The sequence below is a fragment of the Roseovarius sp. THAF9 genome (assembly GCF_009363715.1).
Classification (GTDB): Bacteria; Pseudomonadota; Alphaproteobacteria; order Rhodobacterales; family Rhodobacteraceae; genus Roseovarius.
This window is the reverse complement of record NZ_CP045404.1, coordinates 2662740-2680354: the sequence shown is the minus strand read 5'-3', so window position 1 is coordinate 2680354 and position 17615 is coordinate 2662740. Positions and strand designations below refer to the sequence as shown.

The window sequence follows — 17615 nt, the reverse complement described above, 5'->3', positions numbered from 1 at the left end:
TGAAGCACTCTTGAAGCGAGAACTGGATTGTTGATGCAATTGATTGCTTAAATTTGTTCAAACTGCTGAAAGCACTGTCATTCGCATGTCGTCGAGAAAAGAATACCTGCTTGATACGCATCGCCTGTGCGACCCAGCCCAAACGATGGAGCGTGTCAGGCCGTATCTATCCCGCATGGGGATCACACGCATCGCCAACCTGACGGGGCTGGATCGTATCGGTTTGCCGACGGTCATGGTGACGCGGCCGAACTCCCGCTCGGTCGCCGTGTCAATGGGAAAGGGGCTGTCGCTGGAGGCGGCGCAAGTTTCGGGTGTCATGGAAGCCATAGAAACGTGGCATGCGGAACGGATCGCGCTGCCGGTCCGGCGTGACTCTTTCGCCGAGTTGCAGGCCGAGGTGGCCGTCGCGGATGTCGCACGCCTGCCGGATGTGACCGGTGCACGGTTCGATCCGCACCGCCGGATCCTGTGGGTCGAAGGGCGGGACCTTGGTCGGGATGCCGACTGTTGGGTGCCGCTGGAGATGGTCGATGCCGACTATACCGAGCCGCCCAACGGCGGGCACGGGGCTTTTCCGCGCACGACGAACGGGCTTGCGTCCGGCAATGACACCGTGGAGGCGACCTGTCATGCGATCTGTGAACTGATCGAGCGGGACGCGACCACCTTGTGGCATCACGGGTCCGGCGACACGCGGATCGACCCCGCATCGGTTGACGACCCAAGGTGCCGGGACGCGCTCAACCGATTGGTCGGTGCTGGCTTGGATGTCGGGCTGTGGGACACGACGTCGGATGTAGGTGTGCCCAGCTTTCGCTGCATGATTTGCGAGGCAGGCGACGCCCAGGGCCACATCGGGATCGGGGACGGCTGCCACCCGGACCGGGCCATCGCCCTGTTGCGCGCGGTAACGGAGGCAGCGCAGACCCGGCTGACCTATATTTCAGGCGCACGAGACGACCTTGATCCATCGGAATTCACGACCGAGGCCGTGGCGGCCAGAGGGCGCTACGTGCGTCACCTGATTGTCGGTGCTAAACCGGCGCGCAGTTTCTCGGACGCCCCGAACACTACCACAGAAGCCTTTGAGGACGACCTGGCATGGGTGCTGGAACGCCTGTCTAGCGCAGGGATGGACGAGGTCGTGACGGTCGACCTGTCGCGCCCGGAGTTTGGCATTTCGGTGATCCGCGCGGTCATTCCGGGGCTTGAGGCGCCGCATGACGACCCGGATTTCATCCCGGGCCCGCGGGCGCGCGCCATGCAGGCAGGTGCCGCATGAAACCCGTGATTTTTGCAGGCCCGACGATAAACGCCGACGCCATTCGCGCGGCATTGGACGCCGAGGTTTTGCCGCCCGTGGCACAGGGTGACGTTTACCGCGTGGCGCGTCAGCGCCCACCGGCCATAGGCATCATCGACGGTTATTTCGAAGGGGTGCCATCGGTCTGGCACAAGGAAATACTTTGGGCGATGGAGCAGGGCGTTCCGGTTTTCGGATGCGCCAGCATGGGGGCCTTGCGGGCCGCCGAACTGCACGATTTCGGCATGATCGGCGTCGGTGCGATATTCGACGCCTACCTGCAAGGAGAGATTGCCGATGATGACGAAGTGGCGGTCCTGCACGGACCGGCCGAGCTTGGATTTATGGCCCTGAGCGAGCCGATGGTTTCCGTGCGCGCCACGGCGGAACGCGCCATCGCCGACAAGGTCGTGACGTCCGAGGCGGCCGAGCTTTTGATCGCGACGGCGAAAGCGCTGCACTACAAGAACCGCACGTGGGATGAGATCTCGACCCGTCTTCTGCATGAGCCGAGCCTTGCCGCGTTCTTCGCTTGGCTGCCGTCTGGCAAGGTCGATGCCAAAGGTGAAGACGCCCAGGCCATGCTGCTCCGCATGGCTGCGTTCCTCAAGGAAGACATCCAAACCGGCCGGGCCCAAAGGGTTGAGCGCACGTTGGCCTGGCAAGGCCTGGTCCGGCGCATCGAGGGCGAAACCGATGCCGGGGCCGCCGCGTCGAAGGCCGTGCTGGACGAGTTGCGGCTGTACCCGGAGAGGTATGAGACCACGCGCGACAAGGCGATGTTGCGCGGCCTTGCCATAGAGGACGCAGAGCGCCGCGGTGCCCGGGCCGACCGCGAAACGCTGCGCGCCGTGATGGACCGGCATCGCCGCCTGAACAACCTGTCGCGTCGTGACGCCGTTCTGGACTGGCTAGGGGCGAACGACCTGGACGAGACCGCCTATGAGGCGCTGCTGGCGGAGGCTGCGCTGATTGAAGACACACGTGCCGCGTGGTCACCGGGGTTGGACGCGCATATCCTTTCCGAGTTGCGCTGGTCCGGGGACTATTCCGCGTTGAAGGCGCGGGCAGAAGCCAAGGCCCAAACCATTGCCGAAGATGGCGTGCAGGCATCGCCGGACAGGCTGCGCCTGCTGGTCTGGTTTTTCGAGACCCGCCTGGGCCGCCCCGTACCCGACGACCCGGACGCATTCGCCCGGTCGCTGGGGCTGGAGGGGCGCGATGAACTTATCGCGCTGATCGCGAGGGAGTTCGTGTATAACCTGACTGAAGACGACCCGCAGAAGATGGGAGCCGGTGGGTGACCCGGGACCGTGGCATGCAGGCCGAAACGCAACGGAGGATCTGATGCAGTTTCCAGACTACGCGGCAGAGGAAGAAGCGCCAGGCACGCGCTTTCTTCTGTTTCCGCAATCCCCGTTCGGGGACGACGCGGCGGACCTGGAGCTGGTCGAGATCTCGGCGCCGCCGGGCACGATCGGTCCCGGCCCGTCGGGGCCGCGCATGTACGTGGTCGACCCAGTCGGCAAAACCATACCTTATGGCGCCATCGTTCCCGGGCCCATCGGGCCGGGTATGTACCTGCCGCCCTGGCACGGGCAGCGCAACGCGCCGGCCATTCCGGATGAATACGGCAACTTCATTCATATCGCGCCCAACGATCCGGAATTCGAGGCGGCGCATCTATTCGGCTCGGCGCATTTCACGATGGACGTCTGGGAAGGGTATTTCGGGCGCCGGATCCCGTGGCATTTCGAGTCCGACTACGACAAGCTGGAACTGTCTCTGCTGCCCGGCCTCGACAATGCGCATATCGGATGGGGCTTTCTGGAGACCGGCGGGACCACTGAGCACGAGGGCGAATACAGGCCCTACAGCCTGAACTTCGATGTCGTGGCCCATGAAATCGGGCACGCACTGATCTACAGCGTGATCGGCCTGCCCAGTGACGGAGACGCGTCGGGCGAATATTACGGTTTTCACGAATCCGCTGCGGACATGGTCGCGCTTCTGGCCTCGTTGCATTTCGGATCGGTCGTCGAGGCGCTGCTGGAGGAAACCCGGGGAAACCTTTACACTTACAATCGGCTCAACCGGTTTGCCGAAACGGCGCAGACAGCCCAGATCCGCATGGCGGCCAATGACAAACTGTTGTCGGAGTTCGCGGCTGGCTGGACGAGCGAGCACGCTTTGTCAGAACCACTGACCGGGGCGCTGTTCGACATCCTGATCGACGTGTTTCACGAACGGCTTCTGGAAACCGGGCTGATCACGCCGGAGATCGAAGACCTTTCGGATCGGCTTGAAGGTTCGCCCGAGTACAGCGACGTCATGCAGGCCATGTTCGATGATCGCTACGCGCAAAACCCTGAAGGATTTCGGATTGCGCTCTTGGAAGCGCGGGACCTGATGGGCTCTTATCTGGCGGACGCGTGGGATATGCTGGAAGCGGACGGGCTGAGCTATTCGCATGTCGAAGAGGCGCTGCTGGCTGTCGATCGCGACATATCCGGCGGGGCGTACCAACGGATCATCGAAGGTAATTTCCGCATGCGCGACATTGGCCTCACGCGGGTGGGGCCGAGACTCGCCGATCCCGATGGCGAAAGCCATGCGGTTTCCGTGCGAACACGGGTGCCGGACCTGTAGCCGATTAATTACGTTTTGCGAACTTCGCTGTTTGTGGCATCTTGTCGTTAACCAATTTTAAAAAGAGGGTATCATGTCGGAGTCATTATTGAGCTTTTCAGAAGTGCTGTTGTTCGGCAGAATTCTTGATGATCTGGTGTATGATCGCAGACCGTCCAGAACGCTTGGGGACAACAAGCATCTGGATGACCAGTTCGCGTTCACTGGAGACAAGGAAAGCGATCAGGCGCCCGGGTTCGCCAAGATCTACGGATTCGCCCACGAAGGCACGTATTTCGACCTGCCGGAACCCGTGATCTTTCTCGTTCACGGAAAAGGCCGAAGCGCCACCGACGACAACCTTCCCGGAGACCTTGCGTCGCGCGCACCCAACGACCCCTCGAAAAGCGGGGTCGCTGCAGCCGATTTCCAGATTGCGAACGACATCCGGGTCTGGAGCTATGACAAGGCCGATCAGACCATGCGCATGGATGTGTCGACCGGCATGTTCGAACAGATCCTGTTGGAAGCCTACTTTGCCGGTGATGGAGCGGGCGTCAGCGGCGCGAAGGTCAGCGGGGCCAAAGTCAGCGGTGCAAAAGTCAGTGGCGCCAAGGTCAGCGGAGCGAAAGTGAGCGGTGCCAAGGTCAGCGGAGCAAAGGCGCGCGGCTCCGGCGACTGATCCCGGGCTTGAACCAGAGCGAAGTATGGTCCTGCCACGCACGGACACTCGGCGCGGGGCAGGGTCTGGTTTTCAGAAACCGGCCTTTTTCAATCCTTCGAGGAAATGCTGCGTGTCTTCTGGCAGGCGATCGGGAATGATCTGCTCCCACCGTTTGATCGAGAAGTTCGGATGCACAGTACGGTGTTTCTCGGCAATCTTGCGTGCCAACTCGATTTGGCCCAGCTGCGCGTAGCTTGCCGCCAGCATCCGTTGACCCTCTGTCGGGTTGTTCATCTTGTTAACGGTTTCGATCACCGCGTCGTATTGCTTGAGATTGTAGTAAGCCCCGCCGAGATGCCAAAGGTACTGGTCCGGAAAGAACGGGTTCAATCGCATGGCCCGTTGCAGGTGCTGGATCGCCGCTTCGTTCTGGCCGGAATGCGCCAGGGCATCGGCATAGTCCGACAACAGATCGGCATCGTTCGGATTGAGCTTGAGCGCGCGATCATACGCCCCGAGCGCCGCATCATGCTCTTTCCGGTACAGGTGCACGAATCCGAGTTCTCCGAATGCGCGTGCATCCGTGGGATCAATGTCGGCGGCCCGACGGGCATAGGAAAGAGCGGTGTCGAGCGCCTGGTCGCCATCCGCGTTCCAGGAATAGCGCCAGTCGATGTTCAGGGTCCGCGACAGGGCCGCAGAGGCGCGGGCATATTTCCCGTCCAGTGACAACGCCTGTTCGTAAAGCATCCGCGCATGCTCGTTGTCACGCCGCGTGTACTTGAAAATCAGCTGCTGTGCCCGTAGCACGAAGCCATAGGCCGCAAGGTCGGACGGGATCGACGTACTGAAGCGCCGGCGTTCCTCGGCCTCGACCAGAACTGCCGCCGCCCCAACGATCGACGACGTCATTTCATCCTGGATCTCGAAGATGTCCTCCTGATCCCGGTCATAGGTTTCGCCCCAGATCGTCCGAGATGAGTCGGTATCGATCAGTTCGACCTTGATCCGCAGCTTCGTCTTGGCGCGCTGAACGCTGCCGCGCACGACGTAGCGCACCCCCAGCTTCGTGGCTGCTTTGCTTGGGGGCAGGTCCTGCGCCCTGAACGCGAAACTCGTGTTCCGATTGATGACGAACAGGTTCTTGAACTTGGAAAGCGCGAGAATGATGTCCTCGGTCAGTCCCTCCGCCAACCAGCTCTCGGAATCGTCGCCGCCGCGGATATCAAAGGGAAGAACAGCGATCGAAGGCGTGTCGGGCCGGCTGTACTCCATCGAGGGTGCAGACGGCCGAACAGTGGCCGCCATGGTCGCGCCCTCGACTTCGGTGCGGATGCAGAAGATTGGGACCGGCTGTTCTATGTTCTTGAGCATTTGCGGGCCGAGAAACTCGTATCCCAGGCGCAGCTTGTTGCGCACCTGCTCATACACGCTTGAACTGACGAAGACACGCCCGGGTTCGGCGAGCTCCTGCAGTCGGGCGGCGATGTTGACGATGTCGCCATGAATGCCGCGGTCGTCGAGCAGGAATTCTCCAAGGTGGATTCCGACGCGAAAGCTGATCCTTTGGGCCAAGGGCAAGTCGGCATTGCTGCTCTCGGTGATACGTTGCAGTTCCACGCCGAAAAGCACGGCATCGGTCGCCGTGTCGAACCGGGCGAGGATGCCGTCGCCCTTGACGTCGACGAATTGGCCGCCGTTTTCGACACACGCCGCCTCAAGCCGTTCCAGAAGGGCGCGCAAGGCCTTGTAGGTGTCAATCTCGTTCCGCCCCATGAGCCGGGAATACCCGACGACATCGGCGAACAGGACAGCCCCGAGCCGCTGTCTGAAAGTTGGTTCGCGTGCGTTCAACTATCCGGCTTTCATTCAGTGCGTCACCGACCTGTGCGGTGGCCATTTCGAACCCGAACTCTTCCCATCGCCAAACGCGATCATCGTTGCTTCTCCAAGTTCTTCTGCCAGCGCGTCCCGCCGAGTGTTCCAGTGCTCCGCCAGGAGACCGACGACGATCATGTCATGGAACTTCCCGTCGGAAAACCACGCTTGCCGCATCGTGCCCTCCACTTCGAAGCCGGCCTGACTGGTGAGATCGCGGCTGCTGGCGTTGTCCTTGCGATAGTAGGACGTCACCCGGTTCAACCCCAGTTGCCGAAATGCGAAATCCAGTATCAGCGCAGAGGCCCGGATCCCGATTCCCTGCCGCCGGATCGCGTGGTCGACATAGAGCGCTATGACCGCATCGCGGTTGATGGGCGAAATGCGCTCAAGGCCTATGATGCCGACAACTCCGGTGGGTTGGGACGTGATTGCGAACCAGCATTTGTCGTCCGCGTTTTGCGGGGTGTCAGACATGTTCCACAGCCTCTCACTCGTCGCCAGATCGTAAGGCACGCGCGAATGTCGATCAAAGAGCGCGAGATCTCCCACTTCCTGGAACCATCGTGTGATGGACGACAGGTCGGGCTTTTCCAATGGTCTCAATGAAAATGATTTGGAAGTATTGTCAGGCATGTGTCAAAACCGTTCAATGGAGCTTATATAAGACAGCGTAGCACAAAGTTTGGGCAATCGGACATTTTGCTTTGCTGAAAACTGGCGTCTTTAGCGCCGGGGTGTGGGGTTCGTTCCGCGCTAGAATAGGCAGCGCACATATCGTCTTCAAACGTGGGAAAGGCTGCATACAGGGCCAGATACACCCGGTTTTTGCAGTTCGAAAGGATGGCTGCAAAAGCTAAAATTTCCACCTATCAGGAATTCGGCGAAGCGGCACAAAGCCCCCGCGCCGCAATAGGCATTGTCCTCTATCACGAAATTCTACCATAAGTTGCGTTTCTTCAGGGATCATCCTGTCTAACGTCAGCACCTACCGGACAGATTTAGGTGTTTGAGGAACGGAGGATTTCTGGTTCATCGAAGCCATAATGGAGCGAAGATGAACAAGAGATCCGGAACATCCAAGGATGCTGCTGACAAGCTTGTTAGGGGTATCAAGCGTAAGACCCGCAAGCACTACTCGGCGGAGGAGAAGATCCGCATCGTGCTTGCCGGGATGCGGGGCGAAGAAAGCATAGCGGCCCTGTGCCGTCGTGAAGGGATCGCTGAGAGCCTTTATTGTCTAACGTCAGCACCTACCGGACAGATTTAGGTGTTTGAGGAACGGAGGATTTCTGGTTCATCGAAGCCATAATGGAGCGAAGATGAACAAGAGATCCGGAACATCCAAGGATGCTGCTGACAAGCTTGTTAGGGGTATCAAGCGTAAGACCCGCAAGCACTACTCGGCGGAGGAGAAGATCCGCATCGTGCTTGCCGGGATGCGGGGCGAAGAAAGCATAGCGGCCCTGTGCCGTCGTGAAGGGATCGCTGAGAGCCTTTATTACAGCTGGTCGAAGGAGTTTCTTGAGGCTGGGAAGAACCGGCTGGCGGGTGACACAGCCCGTCAGGCGACAGCTCCCGAGGTCAAGGAACTGCGCTCTGAGGCAGCCGCGCTGAAAGAAGTGGTCGCGGAGCTGACACTGGAGAACAGGCTGCTCAAAAAAAGCACGTTCGGGGATGGGGAGGACGACGCATGAGATACCCAGCCTCGGAGAAGCTCGAGATCATTCGGACAGTCGAAGCCTCGCATTTGCCGGTCAGGCGGACCCTGACCATGCTCGGCATTCCCAGCAGCACCTATTACCAGTGGTATGCGCGGTGGGCCGATGGCGGCGTTGACGCTTTGCGTGACACGTCCCCGCGGCCTCGGGCGGTGTGGAACCGCATCCCGGACGAGATCCGCGACGCCTTCGTTGAGTTCGCGCTGGATCATGAGGATCTGACGCCACGGGAATTGGCGGTCAAATACACCGATGAGAAACGGTATTTTGTATCTGAGTCCTCGGCATACCGCATTCTCAAGGCCCAGGACCTGATCACGGCTCCGGCCCATGTGGTGATCCGTGCCGCCGATGAGTTCCGGGACAAGACAACTCGGCCCAACGAACTCTGGCAAACCGACTTCACCTATCTCAAGGTCATCGGTTGGGGCTGGTTCTATCTCAGCACGATCCTCGACGATTACAGCCGCTACATCATCGCGTGGAAGCTCTGCACGACAATGAAGGCCGTGGATGTGACGGACACGCTGGATCTGGCGCTGGAGGCCTCGGGCTGTGCTCATGCGACAGTCGTTCACAAGCCCCGGCTGCTCAGCGACAACGGCTCGTCCTACGTTGCGGCCGACCTGGCCGACTACCTCGATACCAAAGGTATGGATCACGTCCGCGGAGCGCCGCACCACCCACAGACCCAGGGCAAGATCGAACGCTGGCACCAGACCATGAAGAACCGGGTTCTGCTGGAGAACTACTATCTGCCGGGGGATCTTGAACGCCAGATCGGCGACTTCGTCGGATACTACAACACTCGGCGATACCACGAGAGCCTGGATAACCTGACGCCGGCTGACGTCTACCACGGTCGGGGTCGGACGATCCTGAAAATGAGAGAGGAGATCAAGAAACAGACAATCCGAAAGCGCCGGTTGCAGCACAAAGCCGCGGTCGCCTAAACTCAAACAGAAACCGAACCAGAGCCTCCGTTACCAAAACAAACGACTTGTCCGAAAAACTCTGAAGACGGACAATCCAAGCGACTCGCTGGCGCTTCTTGAGAGTTCAGGTAGGCCGATTTATCGCGAGTACAGAGAGCTTTGCCGCCTACTTGAAGATCGTGGAGTTGATGAAAATCAGCAGCCGATTGAAATCATGAAGTTTTGGCATTGGGAACGGCAACGGGAAATACCACATCAAAGGATTTCATCATACTTATTTGCCGCTGTGGCTAGGCGGGTCGTAATGGGCGAGAAGAAAATAGTTGATCGTGGACTCGTGAATGATGTGAGGACAATTTCGACATATGCGCCGTACGTGGATGCGCTCTTCATCGACAAGCGTTGCGCTGCACTATTGAAGGAAGAACCACTTGGGACCGAGTTGGAGTACAAGGCCCGCATATTCTCTCTGAGCGATCCAGACGAATTCTTGGGATACTTGCGGGAAATAGAAGGCCAAACACCGGATCAGGTTCGCGAGTATGCGGCAATGATTTACGGTATTGATTAGATGCGGTTGCAGTCATTGCAGAATTTTGCGCAGTCGTAGCGAACGGCGGTTTCCTTCGCAGACTGTGAGTTTTGCGGCACCTTGATCTTGCAGGCGCAGCGAAGGTCCGGTCTGGTGAAGCCGCGATGCAGCACTTGACAAAAAGATGAAGGTCCAGTTTGGGTCGACCTCGGCGCCGTCTCACCCCAGCGCGACATCCCAGAGTCCAAGGCGGACAGCCCTCACCGCTTAGCCGTCAAGTTGGCGATCAACATGTCACATCTTTGTCCATTTGTTCTTTGATTTTGTGGGCAAGATCGGCCTCTGGACCGCAACAGACAACGGCTGTTTCCTTCAATTCGCGATGTGTTCGAGTTGCAGAGTCCAGCATAGCTTGTCGGACAATTTCCAAGATGGCACCTCGCTTGCTTCCGGAAGGTCGGATATTCACTTGTGTTTTCCCAGTGCTCTACGGAATTCCTTTCCATCACCAAACTCATGTCGAGCGCCAAAACAAAAAAATTCTCTTACTGTATATCGAGCCTTCGTCTCGTGACATGCCAAGGAACTTTAGAACGAAAGAACCCATCGAAACTCGCAAGAATGCTCAGTGTGCGCACGACATCATATAGAGGAAAGAGAATGACGTATCCGAGCATAGAAAGCTTATTGTGGTCGATACCTCGAGAGTCCAGAATCTTCCATGCTAGTCCACAGGAAACGAGGCAAATTGCCGACTGGCCCACTGCGTGGATGATCAAAAGCACCAAAGCTGTCCCGTCAACTAAAGGATCCAAAATACCCGCCAAGAACAGCACCGCGAAAGCCATTGGATAGAGTAACCTGCGGACTGTTAGAAGCACAGACCAGCTTGCCTTCTGGATCAGAGTGAGCTGGCTCGATGTCAGCACCGAGAACTGAAAACGCACAAAGAGCTGCGCCCAACCAATTGCCCAGCGACGACGCTGTCTCCACCAATCGCGCCAAGTCGGGGGGGCCTCGTCATACGCCAGCGCATCGAGCGAGAACACAATGCGATGCCCTGCTAAGAGACTCCTAATTGATGCTTCAATATCTTCCGTCGCCGCCGATTTGCTGAATCCAATCTGTTTTGCCTTCTCAGTTCGCCACAGGGCGTTGCTCCCACTGCAGTACGCAGTCTCAAGAATTCGATACCGCCCTGGATAGGAGACAAAGTACTTGAGATCCGTCTCGTGCCGGACGAGCCAATTTAAGAAAGACGGGTATTCGAGAACTCTGTTCGTAAACTGAATGCATGCAATATCGTCAGAAATCCTTTCCTTTACTCTAGAATGAAAGTACTCAATGCGCGCATCAGCATCCAGAATTAGGAAATTTTTCGTGTCTATGGATTCAGCCGCGTTGTTGAGGTTCTCGGCCTTGCTGTCGCTATCCAAATTAAGAATGAGACTGTCTTCTTTATACTCGAACTGAAGGTGATCTCTGGCTGTCGAGAGGTCGAATTCTTTGTTGGCGTTCACAGAGAGGTAGTAATTCATACCAAACTCTGTGGAGAGCTTCATGTTGTGCGGCACAGTGACGGCTAAGCTACTCTCTTCATTTGGAAAAAGTGCGCAAACGACAATTGATGTGCTCTCATGAAGGTCTTCTGATGTTGTCCCATTCTTACCTGTATAGCCCTCCAGATATGCTAGTCGCGCGCCCAAGACTTCAAGGAGTGCGAAAGCATTGGAAAGGGTTAGGACTCCGAAGCTGAGAAGCAGGAACTCGGACATAGTTAGATGGGTCAGCTCCAATTTCCGCAGCTTGACAGCCACTGAAGTACTAGCATCATGGAAACGACCCAATCAAGGTTCCTGTGCCTTATGTCTAACCTCATCGAGAACGCTTTGCTAGCAGAGTACAACGCTCTGAGAACTGAGATCCTAGAGCGGGTTAAAGTTCAATACATCATCTTGGCCGGGATTGGGGTCTTCGCCTCAATACTTCTTGGCCTTGACGCATCAAGTGCGCAGTCTTCAGAGCTTGAAGGGGCTGTCCAAGCAACTGCATCGTCCCTTAAGCTCGAGCGCGTGGATCACAGTATGGTGTACTTAGTGTCACCAGTAGTGTTTTGCGTTCTCACTTGGCTTTACCTAGAGCAGGATGAGTTTATTACTCAAGCTGCGCGATATATTGACCAGTATCTAAAGCCAACGGCAATGAGAATAGTGGGGCAGGATGATGCTGACGGGGAACCTGCGATCTTTAACTGGGAGCAAATCCGTGGAGACTTCCTTTTCGGGGATCAGATCTCACGTGCTTGGATATGGCTGATGGTGTTCTTCCGAGCAATCGCGTGCCTGGGACCAAGCTATTTCGTCTTGATATGGCTTATAAGTCAACGGGTTGAACTTGACCCATATAGTTACAGCAGTGGTGTTCTTGATAAATGCCTCATTCTTGTAGGTATATTCATGACGGTTGTCATGAGCTTCTCGCTATTTCGCGTCGTGCGATTATACGCGGCTATTACGGTACCAGTGCCAAATAATGCCGCACCCGAGACGCGTTAGCCGCTTATGCTCGTGTCCGGTGAAGAATCTGAATACTCCTTCAAACAGCGTGACCTTCTATGGGTGCTAGGATCTGGCTTTTGGGTATCTCGAGCGCTCTCGACAATCGTTGAGCTCAATTTTCTCCCGGATCTCAAACAACGGCCAGTGAGTTCGGAAAGGATCGCGCAAACTACCGGTATCTCAGACCGCAAACTAGAGCCGTTGCTACTACTATTGATTGCACTTGGTATATGCCGCGAGACAAAAAATGGCATCGAGCTCACGAACTTTGGCCGTCGTCACCTGCTTCCGGACTCAGGAGAATACATGGGCTTCGAGCTCGAACACTCTTCTGATGTTTGGGACTTCTTCTCTAATCTGAAAGAGCATGTCACTACCGACGAGCGGGATAATAAGAGCGACTATTTCGATGCGCTGAATGAAGGCCAACGTATGGGTTTTCTGAAGACCATGCATGCGCAGATGGTTAGGCTTCTTCCTGATCTTCTGCCGCATATTGACCTAAGTACATCCGAGACTATTGTGGACGCCGGCGCCGGGTCAGGGGCATTGATCGCTGCCTTAGCCGCAAAACACCCTGAGAAAAAGTTCCAGATTCTAGAAACACCCGATATGGTTGCGACGGCGCGGAAGGCCGGGCTGATCTCGGGACTTGCAGAAAACGTGTCGATATATTCAGGCGACTTCTTTGAATCACAAGACGTCTCAGCTGATCTTTGCATCCTCTCGAAGGTGCTGCATGACTGGAGCGATGGTGAGGTCGTCAAGCTATTACAAGCGTTACAAGAACGTGTTACGCAGGTCCTGATCTTTGAAGAGATGATGATTGAGCGCACTTCGCCGTCGGTAGAACTGGCGGCGCTCAACTTGTTTCTTTCATTAAAGATGGGGCGGGGGCGGCTTCGTGATGTGGCAGAATACTCTCGCCTGCTGAGCCAGGCCGGCTTTCATTTAGATTCCTTCAAACCGGTTGGAAACACCCATATTCTTGTTGCAGCTCGACGTTGAACTGGATTCTGGAACTACGGTTGTATGACAACTCAGAGCTCGCCGGTTTGCCAGCACGGTGGCTCGTCTCCTTATCTGGAGTTTGGGTTGAGCCTGGAATAGTTTGACCAAGTGGTTGCGAAAGCAACTTAGTGATCCCTACGTTTTCGTGATCCCTACGTTAGGAAGTTTGCAAAGTGACAATTTACCTCATCCGACATGCCCAATCGGCCTTCAACGCGGTGTACGATCCTAAATTGCCAGATCCCATGATTTTTGACGCGCCCATCACAGAGCTCGGAGAAGTTCAGGCTCTGAAGGTCAAGGCTTTGGTAAATCACCTTAATCTTTCAAACGTTATCGTTTCACCTTTCACCAGAACCCTTCAAACGGCAAATTTGATATTTGGAGATGAGATACCGTTTCAGATCAACCCGGCAGTGAGGGAGCAACTATGCAACAGCTGCGATGTCGGAAGTCCACCCAGCGTACTTTCAAAAAGATACCCGCATCTTGATTTTGATCACCTAGAAGATTTCTGGTGGCATGACGGGGAAAAAGATCACAGGGGGCTTTCCGTCGAACCTGATGAGATATTGCAGGAAAGAGTGAATGAATTTGTGGACTTTCTCACGCGTGAACGCGTGCATTCCACCGCGATTGTCACACATGGAAACTTCATTCGAGCGATGACGGGAATTCAACCTCAGAATTGCGAGGTAATTGAATTTAACGCTCGTTAAACACCAACAATCCCAAGTTCATGGTCGAAGTCCGCTTTGGGGAAGCAGCATTGCAGCACATCAATCAGCTCTGAATGTCCGCTGAGGGCCGAAAGTCCCTTTCAAGCTTCTGGATAATTACGCCTTCAGTCAGAACTTTTCGACCCAGGGGCGCACCGCGATTTCGTTTGACCATGCCGTGGGGTCCTGCTCGATAAGATGGCGATAGGTCACTGCGATCGCCTCTGGACGCAGCATCGATCCCGGTTTGTCCGCGGGCTCGGTCCGGCCCGGGTTAAGTATTGCGCCGTCTATGTTGATCCAAGCCACATGGATGCCCTGAGGGTGCAGTTCCCGCGCCATGCTTTCCGCAAGTCCCCGCTGTGCAAACTTGCCCATGGCGAAGGGCGCCGATTGCGGAAAGCCTTTCACGCCAGCGGAGGCGCCGGTGAACAGGATTGTGCCGCGCACGCCGTCAACCGTCTCCGCCGCAAGCATCCGCCGCGCAGCATGTTTGCCGGTCAGGAAGGCACCGATCGCTGTCACGTCGAGTGCATTTCTAACCTCGTTGGCATCCAGGTCTGCCACAGGGCCGCGAACGCGTGCTGAAGGGTTGTAAATGACCACGCGCGGTGCGGTTGGTAGATCGTCAAAAAGTGCAGCGACGGCCGGCTCGTCGGTAGCATCGAGGAGCACAGTTTCAGCCTTGGTATCCTCTGCCACTTCCCGCATCCTGTCGCCGTTTCGTGCGGCCAAAGTCAGCGCGTGATCCTTCGCCAGTTCTCGCGCAAGCGCGGCGGAAAGCCCGTCACCGACGCCAATGAGCACGGCATGCTGTTTTGTCATAGTCCAATCCCTTTAGTGGCTGTCGCTTCTTGACCTCGGAACCAACGTATCATAGTTGGTGTCTAGCCGAGCGGGCGTTGTGTAATGGTAAGACCCTTGCCTTCCAAACTGCTGACATGATCCTTGTATATCTGAGCTAGAATCGTGTCCTCGCTGGCAGCACGAAACGAGGCGAACGTTCCGTGCAATCTACCTACAAAAACAGGAAATGGCTTTGGTGTAGTGCTCGCGAGTTGATGCGGGTCAATTCGTAACAAGCGGCGTTGAAATGTAATCAATGAAATTTGGGCGGGTAAGTGTGGAAGGGGCTCCGATAGTATTGAATATTATTCATAAAAATCAATGTGATACATGTTTATTTTGGAGGCGAGTACCGGAATCGAACCGGTGTACACGGATTTGCAATCCGCTGCGTCACCACTCCGCCAACTCGCCATCCGTGGTGGGCCGTTCGGCCTGAGATGGTTGCTTAAAGTTTCGCCGCGACGATGTCCAGACCTCGTGTGCCGGGATCGGACCAGGCCGGGCTTTCCAGAGGTTTGGCCCGTACACGCGCCGCCCATGACGGCAACAAGGGCGGTGCTGAAAGGGCTGTCGCCGCCAGTCCCGGCGACCCAATCTGTACCGCTCGGTTTATGACCATTGTGAGGGGCTGGGGTTTGTGGCAAAACTCAAGGCAGGATTCTGCAGCTAGAGGGATGACCGAATGACCGACTTCGCCGCGCGCCGGACCGTGATGGTCGACACCCAAGTGCGCCCCTCCGACGTCACCAAGTTTCCGATTATCGACGCCATGCTGTCGGTCGCGCGCGAGGCTTTCGTGCCGCGCCACCTGCGAGAGGCGGCCTATGTCGGCGAGAATGTCGACCTTGGCGGCGGGCGTGTCGTGCTGGAGCCGCGGACTCTGGCCAAAATGCTGGACGCGCTGGATATTCGGGCCGACGAGCTGGTGCTCGACCTGGGTTGCGGGCTGGGATACTCGTCCGCGGTCGCCGCCCGGATGGCCGAGGCCGTGGTCGCCGTCGAAGAGAACGCGGACATGGCGGATGAGGCCCGCAGCATCCTGTCCGAGCAAGGTGCGGACAATGTCATCGTTCACGAAGGTGCACTGGCCGAAGGCGCGGCGGAACACGGGCCCTATGATGTGGTCATGCTTCAGGGCGCGGTCGAGCACCTGCCCGAGGCGATCACCGACCAGATAAAGGAAGGCGGACGCATGGCCTGCCTGTTCGCCGAGGGGGGACTGGGCGCGATGCGCGTGGGCTACAAGATCGATGGCGAGATGAGCTGGAGGTTCGCGTTCAACGCGGGTGCGCCGGTTCTGTCCGGCTTCGAGCGGCACGCGGCGTTCACCCTATGATGGTGCAGGAGCAAGCCGTACGTAAATCGGCACGCGCCGCAGGCAAAGCGCGTTTTCCGAGGCTGAAGCATTGGATGGCCGCGGGCCTTGTGGCACTGGCGAGTACGGCCGCTTTGCCGGGGGGCGCGAAATCCGAGACGTTGGGCGAGGCGCTGGCATGGGCTTACGAATACAGCGGCCTTCTGGAGCAGAACCGCGCCCTGTTGCGGGCCGCGGACGAGGATGTGGCGCAGGCGGTGGCCGGTCTGCGGCCGATCATCAACTGGACGGCGGATATCACGCGGGATTTCGGCAAGGCGCGTAGCAACAACCTGATCAACACCAACCGCGATGTCACGTTCAGCACCGGCGTCACTCTGGAGCTTTTGCTGTTCGATTTCGGCCAGACGCGGTTCCAGATCGACGCCGCCAAGGAAACGGTGCTGGCCACGCGGGAATCGCTGCGCAGCATCGAGCAGCAGGTGCTGCTGCGGGCCGTGGCCGCGTTTTACGATGTGCAGCGCAACCGGCAATTCGTGGCGCTGCGCCAGAACAACCTGCGCCTGCTGCGGCAGGAATTACGTGCCGCCCGCGACCGTTTCGAAGTGGGCGAGGTCACCCGGACAGACGTGGCCCAAGCCGAGGCGCGTGTCGCCAGCACCCAAGGGGAACTGGCGCAGGCACAGGGCAACTTGGCGCAGGCGATCGAGGAATACATCGCCGTGGTGGGCCGCGAGCCCGGGACCCTGCAATCTCCGCGGCAGTTGCCGAACCTGTCCGGCGGGGCCGAGACCTCGAAGAACATCGCGGTGCGCAACCATCCCGACATCCTGGAGGCACAGCGCAGGGTGGCCGCGGCCGACCTGACGATCCTTGCTGCGGATGCCGCGATGAAGCCGAGATTCACCGCCCAGGGCTCGCTTGGTATCAGCGAAGAACTGGACAGCAGCGATTATGGCCGGTCGGGCAGTTTCGGGTTGAACATGCGCGCGCCGATCTATCAGGGCGGGCTGCTGAGCTCGGCCAAGCGACAGGCACAGGCGCAACGCGACGCGGCCCGCGGCAACCTTCACGTGGTGCGTCGCGCGGTCGTGCAGGATGTCGGCAACGCGTTTGCCATTCTGCAATCGGCACGGGTGGTGCGCGAAGCCAGCCGCGAGCAGGTGCGCGCGGCGCAAGTGGCGTTTCGCGGGGTGCGCGAAGAGGCGACGCTGGGCGCGCGGACAACGCTGGATGTGCTGAACGCCGAGCAGGAACTGCTGGACGCGCGCAGCACTCTCATTTCGGCGGATGTCGACGTGGCCATCGCCGCCTACCAAGTGCTGTCCGCCATAGGTCAGCTGACGGCGAAGGATTTGAACCTGAATGTCCAGACCTACGACCCGGCGGCCTATTACAACCTGGTCAAGGATGCGCCGGTGCCGTTGAGCCGGCAGGGTCAGCAACTGGACCGGGTTCTGAAATCGCTCGGGCGTCAGTGACGAGACGAGCAAGCCGTG

The 17615-nt window shown here is 57.7% G+C and carries 15 protein-coding genes, 1 tRNA gene and 1 pseudogene; 12 read left to right on the top strand and 5 right to left on the bottom strand.

Annotated features, from left to right (window positions below; genetic code table 11):
• Window positions 1-85 precede the first annotated feature (85 nt).
• The 4 genes from FIU86_RS13290 to FIU86_RS13275 all read left to right on the top strand — a co-directional run bounded on the left by FIU86_RS13290 (window position 86) and on the right by FIU86_RS13275 (window position 4616).
• Complete coding sequence (locus FIU86_RS13290) at window positions 86-1285, top strand: YcaO-like family protein (protein ID WP_152475516.1); 1200 nt, start codon at window positions 86-88, stop codon at window positions 1283-1285.
• Window positions 1282-2610 carry a TfuA-like protein gene (locus FIU86_RS13285; protein WP_152475515.1) on the top strand — a complete coding sequence of 443 codons (1329 nt, stop codon included), beginning with the start codon at window positions 1282-1284 and terminating at the stop codon, window positions 2608-2610. The genes FIU86_RS13290 and FIU86_RS13285 overlap by 4 nt, the downstream gene beginning before the upstream one ends.
• 43 nt (window positions 2611-2653) lie before the next feature.
• The gene (locus FIU86_RS13280) at window positions 2654-3955 is read left to right on the top strand and encodes a hypothetical protein (protein WP_152475514.1); all 1302 of its coding nucleotides are present in this window, start codon (window positions 2654-2656) and stop codon (window positions 3953-3955) included.
• A 103-nt stretch (window positions 3956-4058) separates the two neighbouring features.
• Window positions 4059-4616: a hypothetical protein gene (locus tag FIU86_RS13275; protein ID WP_254703837.1), complete on the top strand. Its 558-nt coding sequence runs from the start codon at window positions 4059-4061 to the stop codon at window positions 4614-4616.
• Window positions 4617-4688: 72 nt separating this feature from the next.
• On the opposite strand, the gene FIU86_RS13270 is transcribed toward FIU86_RS13275, so the two are convergent.
• Both FIU86_RS13270 and FIU86_RS13265 read right to left on the bottom strand, forming a co-directional pair.
• Entirely contained in the window at window positions 4689-6452 is a 1764-nt protein-coding gene (locus FIU86_RS13270; RefSeq protein ID WP_254703836.1) for a tetratricopeptide repeat protein, read from the bottom strand.
• Window positions 6453-6467: 15 nt separating this feature from the next.
• A complete protein-coding gene (locus tag FIU86_RS13265) occupies window positions 6468-7112 on the bottom strand; it encodes a GNAT family N-acetyltransferase (RefSeq protein ID WP_152475512.1) in 645 nt (214 codons plus the stop codon).
• Window positions 7113-7533: 421 nt separating this feature from the next.
• Here FIU86_RS13265 and FIU86_RS13260 point away from each other — a divergent pair.
• The 3 genes and pseudogenes from FIU86_RS13260 to FIU86_RS13250 form a co-directional block, all read left to right on the top strand.
• Window positions 7534-7713: pseudogene (locus FIU86_RS13260) on the top strand (IS3 family transposase); the annotation flags it as partial.
• Between the two features lie 85 nt (window positions 7714-7798).
• A protein-coding gene (locus FIU86_RS13255) for an IS3 family transposase (RefSeq protein ID WP_152473331.1) occupies window positions 7799-9150 on the top strand; the annotation gives its coding sequence in 2 pieces (ribosomal slippage) (window positions 7799-8135 and window positions 8135-9150; 1353 coding nt in all).
• A 286-nt stretch (window positions 9151-9436) separates the two neighbouring features.
• Window positions 9437-9703: a hypothetical protein gene (locus tag FIU86_RS13250; protein WP_152475511.1), complete on the top strand. Its 267-nt coding sequence runs from the start codon at window positions 9437-9439 to the stop codon at window positions 9701-9703.
• Window positions 9704-10209: 506 nt separating this feature from the next.
• Here FIU86_RS13250 and FIU86_RS13245 read toward each other — a convergent pair.
• Window positions 10210-11511 (bottom strand): glycosyltransferase family 2 protein, encoded by a 1302-nt coding sequence (locus FIU86_RS13245; protein WP_172977505.1) that lies wholly within the window; start codon window positions 11509-11511, stop codon window positions 10210-10212.
• A gap of 18 nt (window positions 11512-11529) precedes the next feature.
• On the opposite strand from FIU86_RS13245, the gene FIU86_RS13240 reads away from it, so the two are divergent.
• From FIU86_RS13240 to FIU86_RS13230, 3 genes are all read left to right on the top strand, one after another.
• Complete coding sequence (locus tag FIU86_RS13240) at window positions 11530-12219, top strand: hypothetical protein (protein ID WP_152475509.1); 690 nt, start codon at window positions 11530-11532, stop codon at window positions 12217-12219.
• A gap of 309 nt (window positions 12220-12528) precedes the next feature.
• The gene (locus FIU86_RS13235) at window positions 12529-13230 is read left to right on the top strand and encodes a methyltransferase (RefSeq protein WP_172977503.1); all 702 of its coding nucleotides are present in this window, start codon (window positions 12529-12531) and stop codon (window positions 13228-13230) included.
• A 176-nt stretch (window positions 13231-13406) separates the two neighbouring features.
• The gene (locus FIU86_RS13230; protein ID WP_152475507.1) at window positions 13407-13952 is read left to right on the top strand and encodes a histidine phosphatase family protein; all 546 of its coding nucleotides are present in this window, start codon (window positions 13407-13409) and stop codon (window positions 13950-13952) included.
• Between the two features lie 129 nt (window positions 13953-14081).
• Here the strand turns inward: FIU86_RS13230 and FIU86_RS13225 are convergent, their stop codons facing one another.
• Both FIU86_RS13225 and FIU86_RS13220 read right to left on the bottom strand, forming a co-directional pair.
• On the bottom strand, window positions 14082-14777 hold the full coding sequence (locus FIU86_RS13225; protein WP_152475506.1) for an SDR family NAD(P)-dependent oxidoreductase: 696 nt from the start codon (window positions 14775-14777) through the stop codon (window positions 14082-14084).
• A 361-nt stretch (window positions 14778-15138) separates the two neighbouring features.
• Window positions 15139-15212 (bottom strand) — tRNA-Cys (locus tag FIU86_RS13220).
• A gap of 271 nt (window positions 15213-15483) precedes the next feature.
• Here FIU86_RS13220 and FIU86_RS13215 point away from each other — a divergent pair.
• Together FIU86_RS13215 and FIU86_RS13210 are read left to right on the top strand one after the other, a co-directional pair.
• On the top strand, window positions 15484-16137 hold the full coding sequence (locus FIU86_RS13215; RefSeq protein WP_152475505.1) for a protein-L-isoaspartate O-methyltransferase: 654 nt from the start codon (window positions 15484-15486) through the stop codon (window positions 16135-16137).
• Between the two features lie 74 nt (window positions 16138-16211).
• Window positions 16212-17597 carry a TolC family outer membrane protein gene (locus tag FIU86_RS13210; RefSeq protein WP_152475504.1) on the top strand — a complete coding sequence of 462 codons (1386 nt, stop codon included), beginning with the start codon at window positions 16212-16214 and terminating at the stop codon, window positions 17595-17597.
• The last annotated feature ends 18 nt before the right edge of the window (window positions 17598-17615 follow it).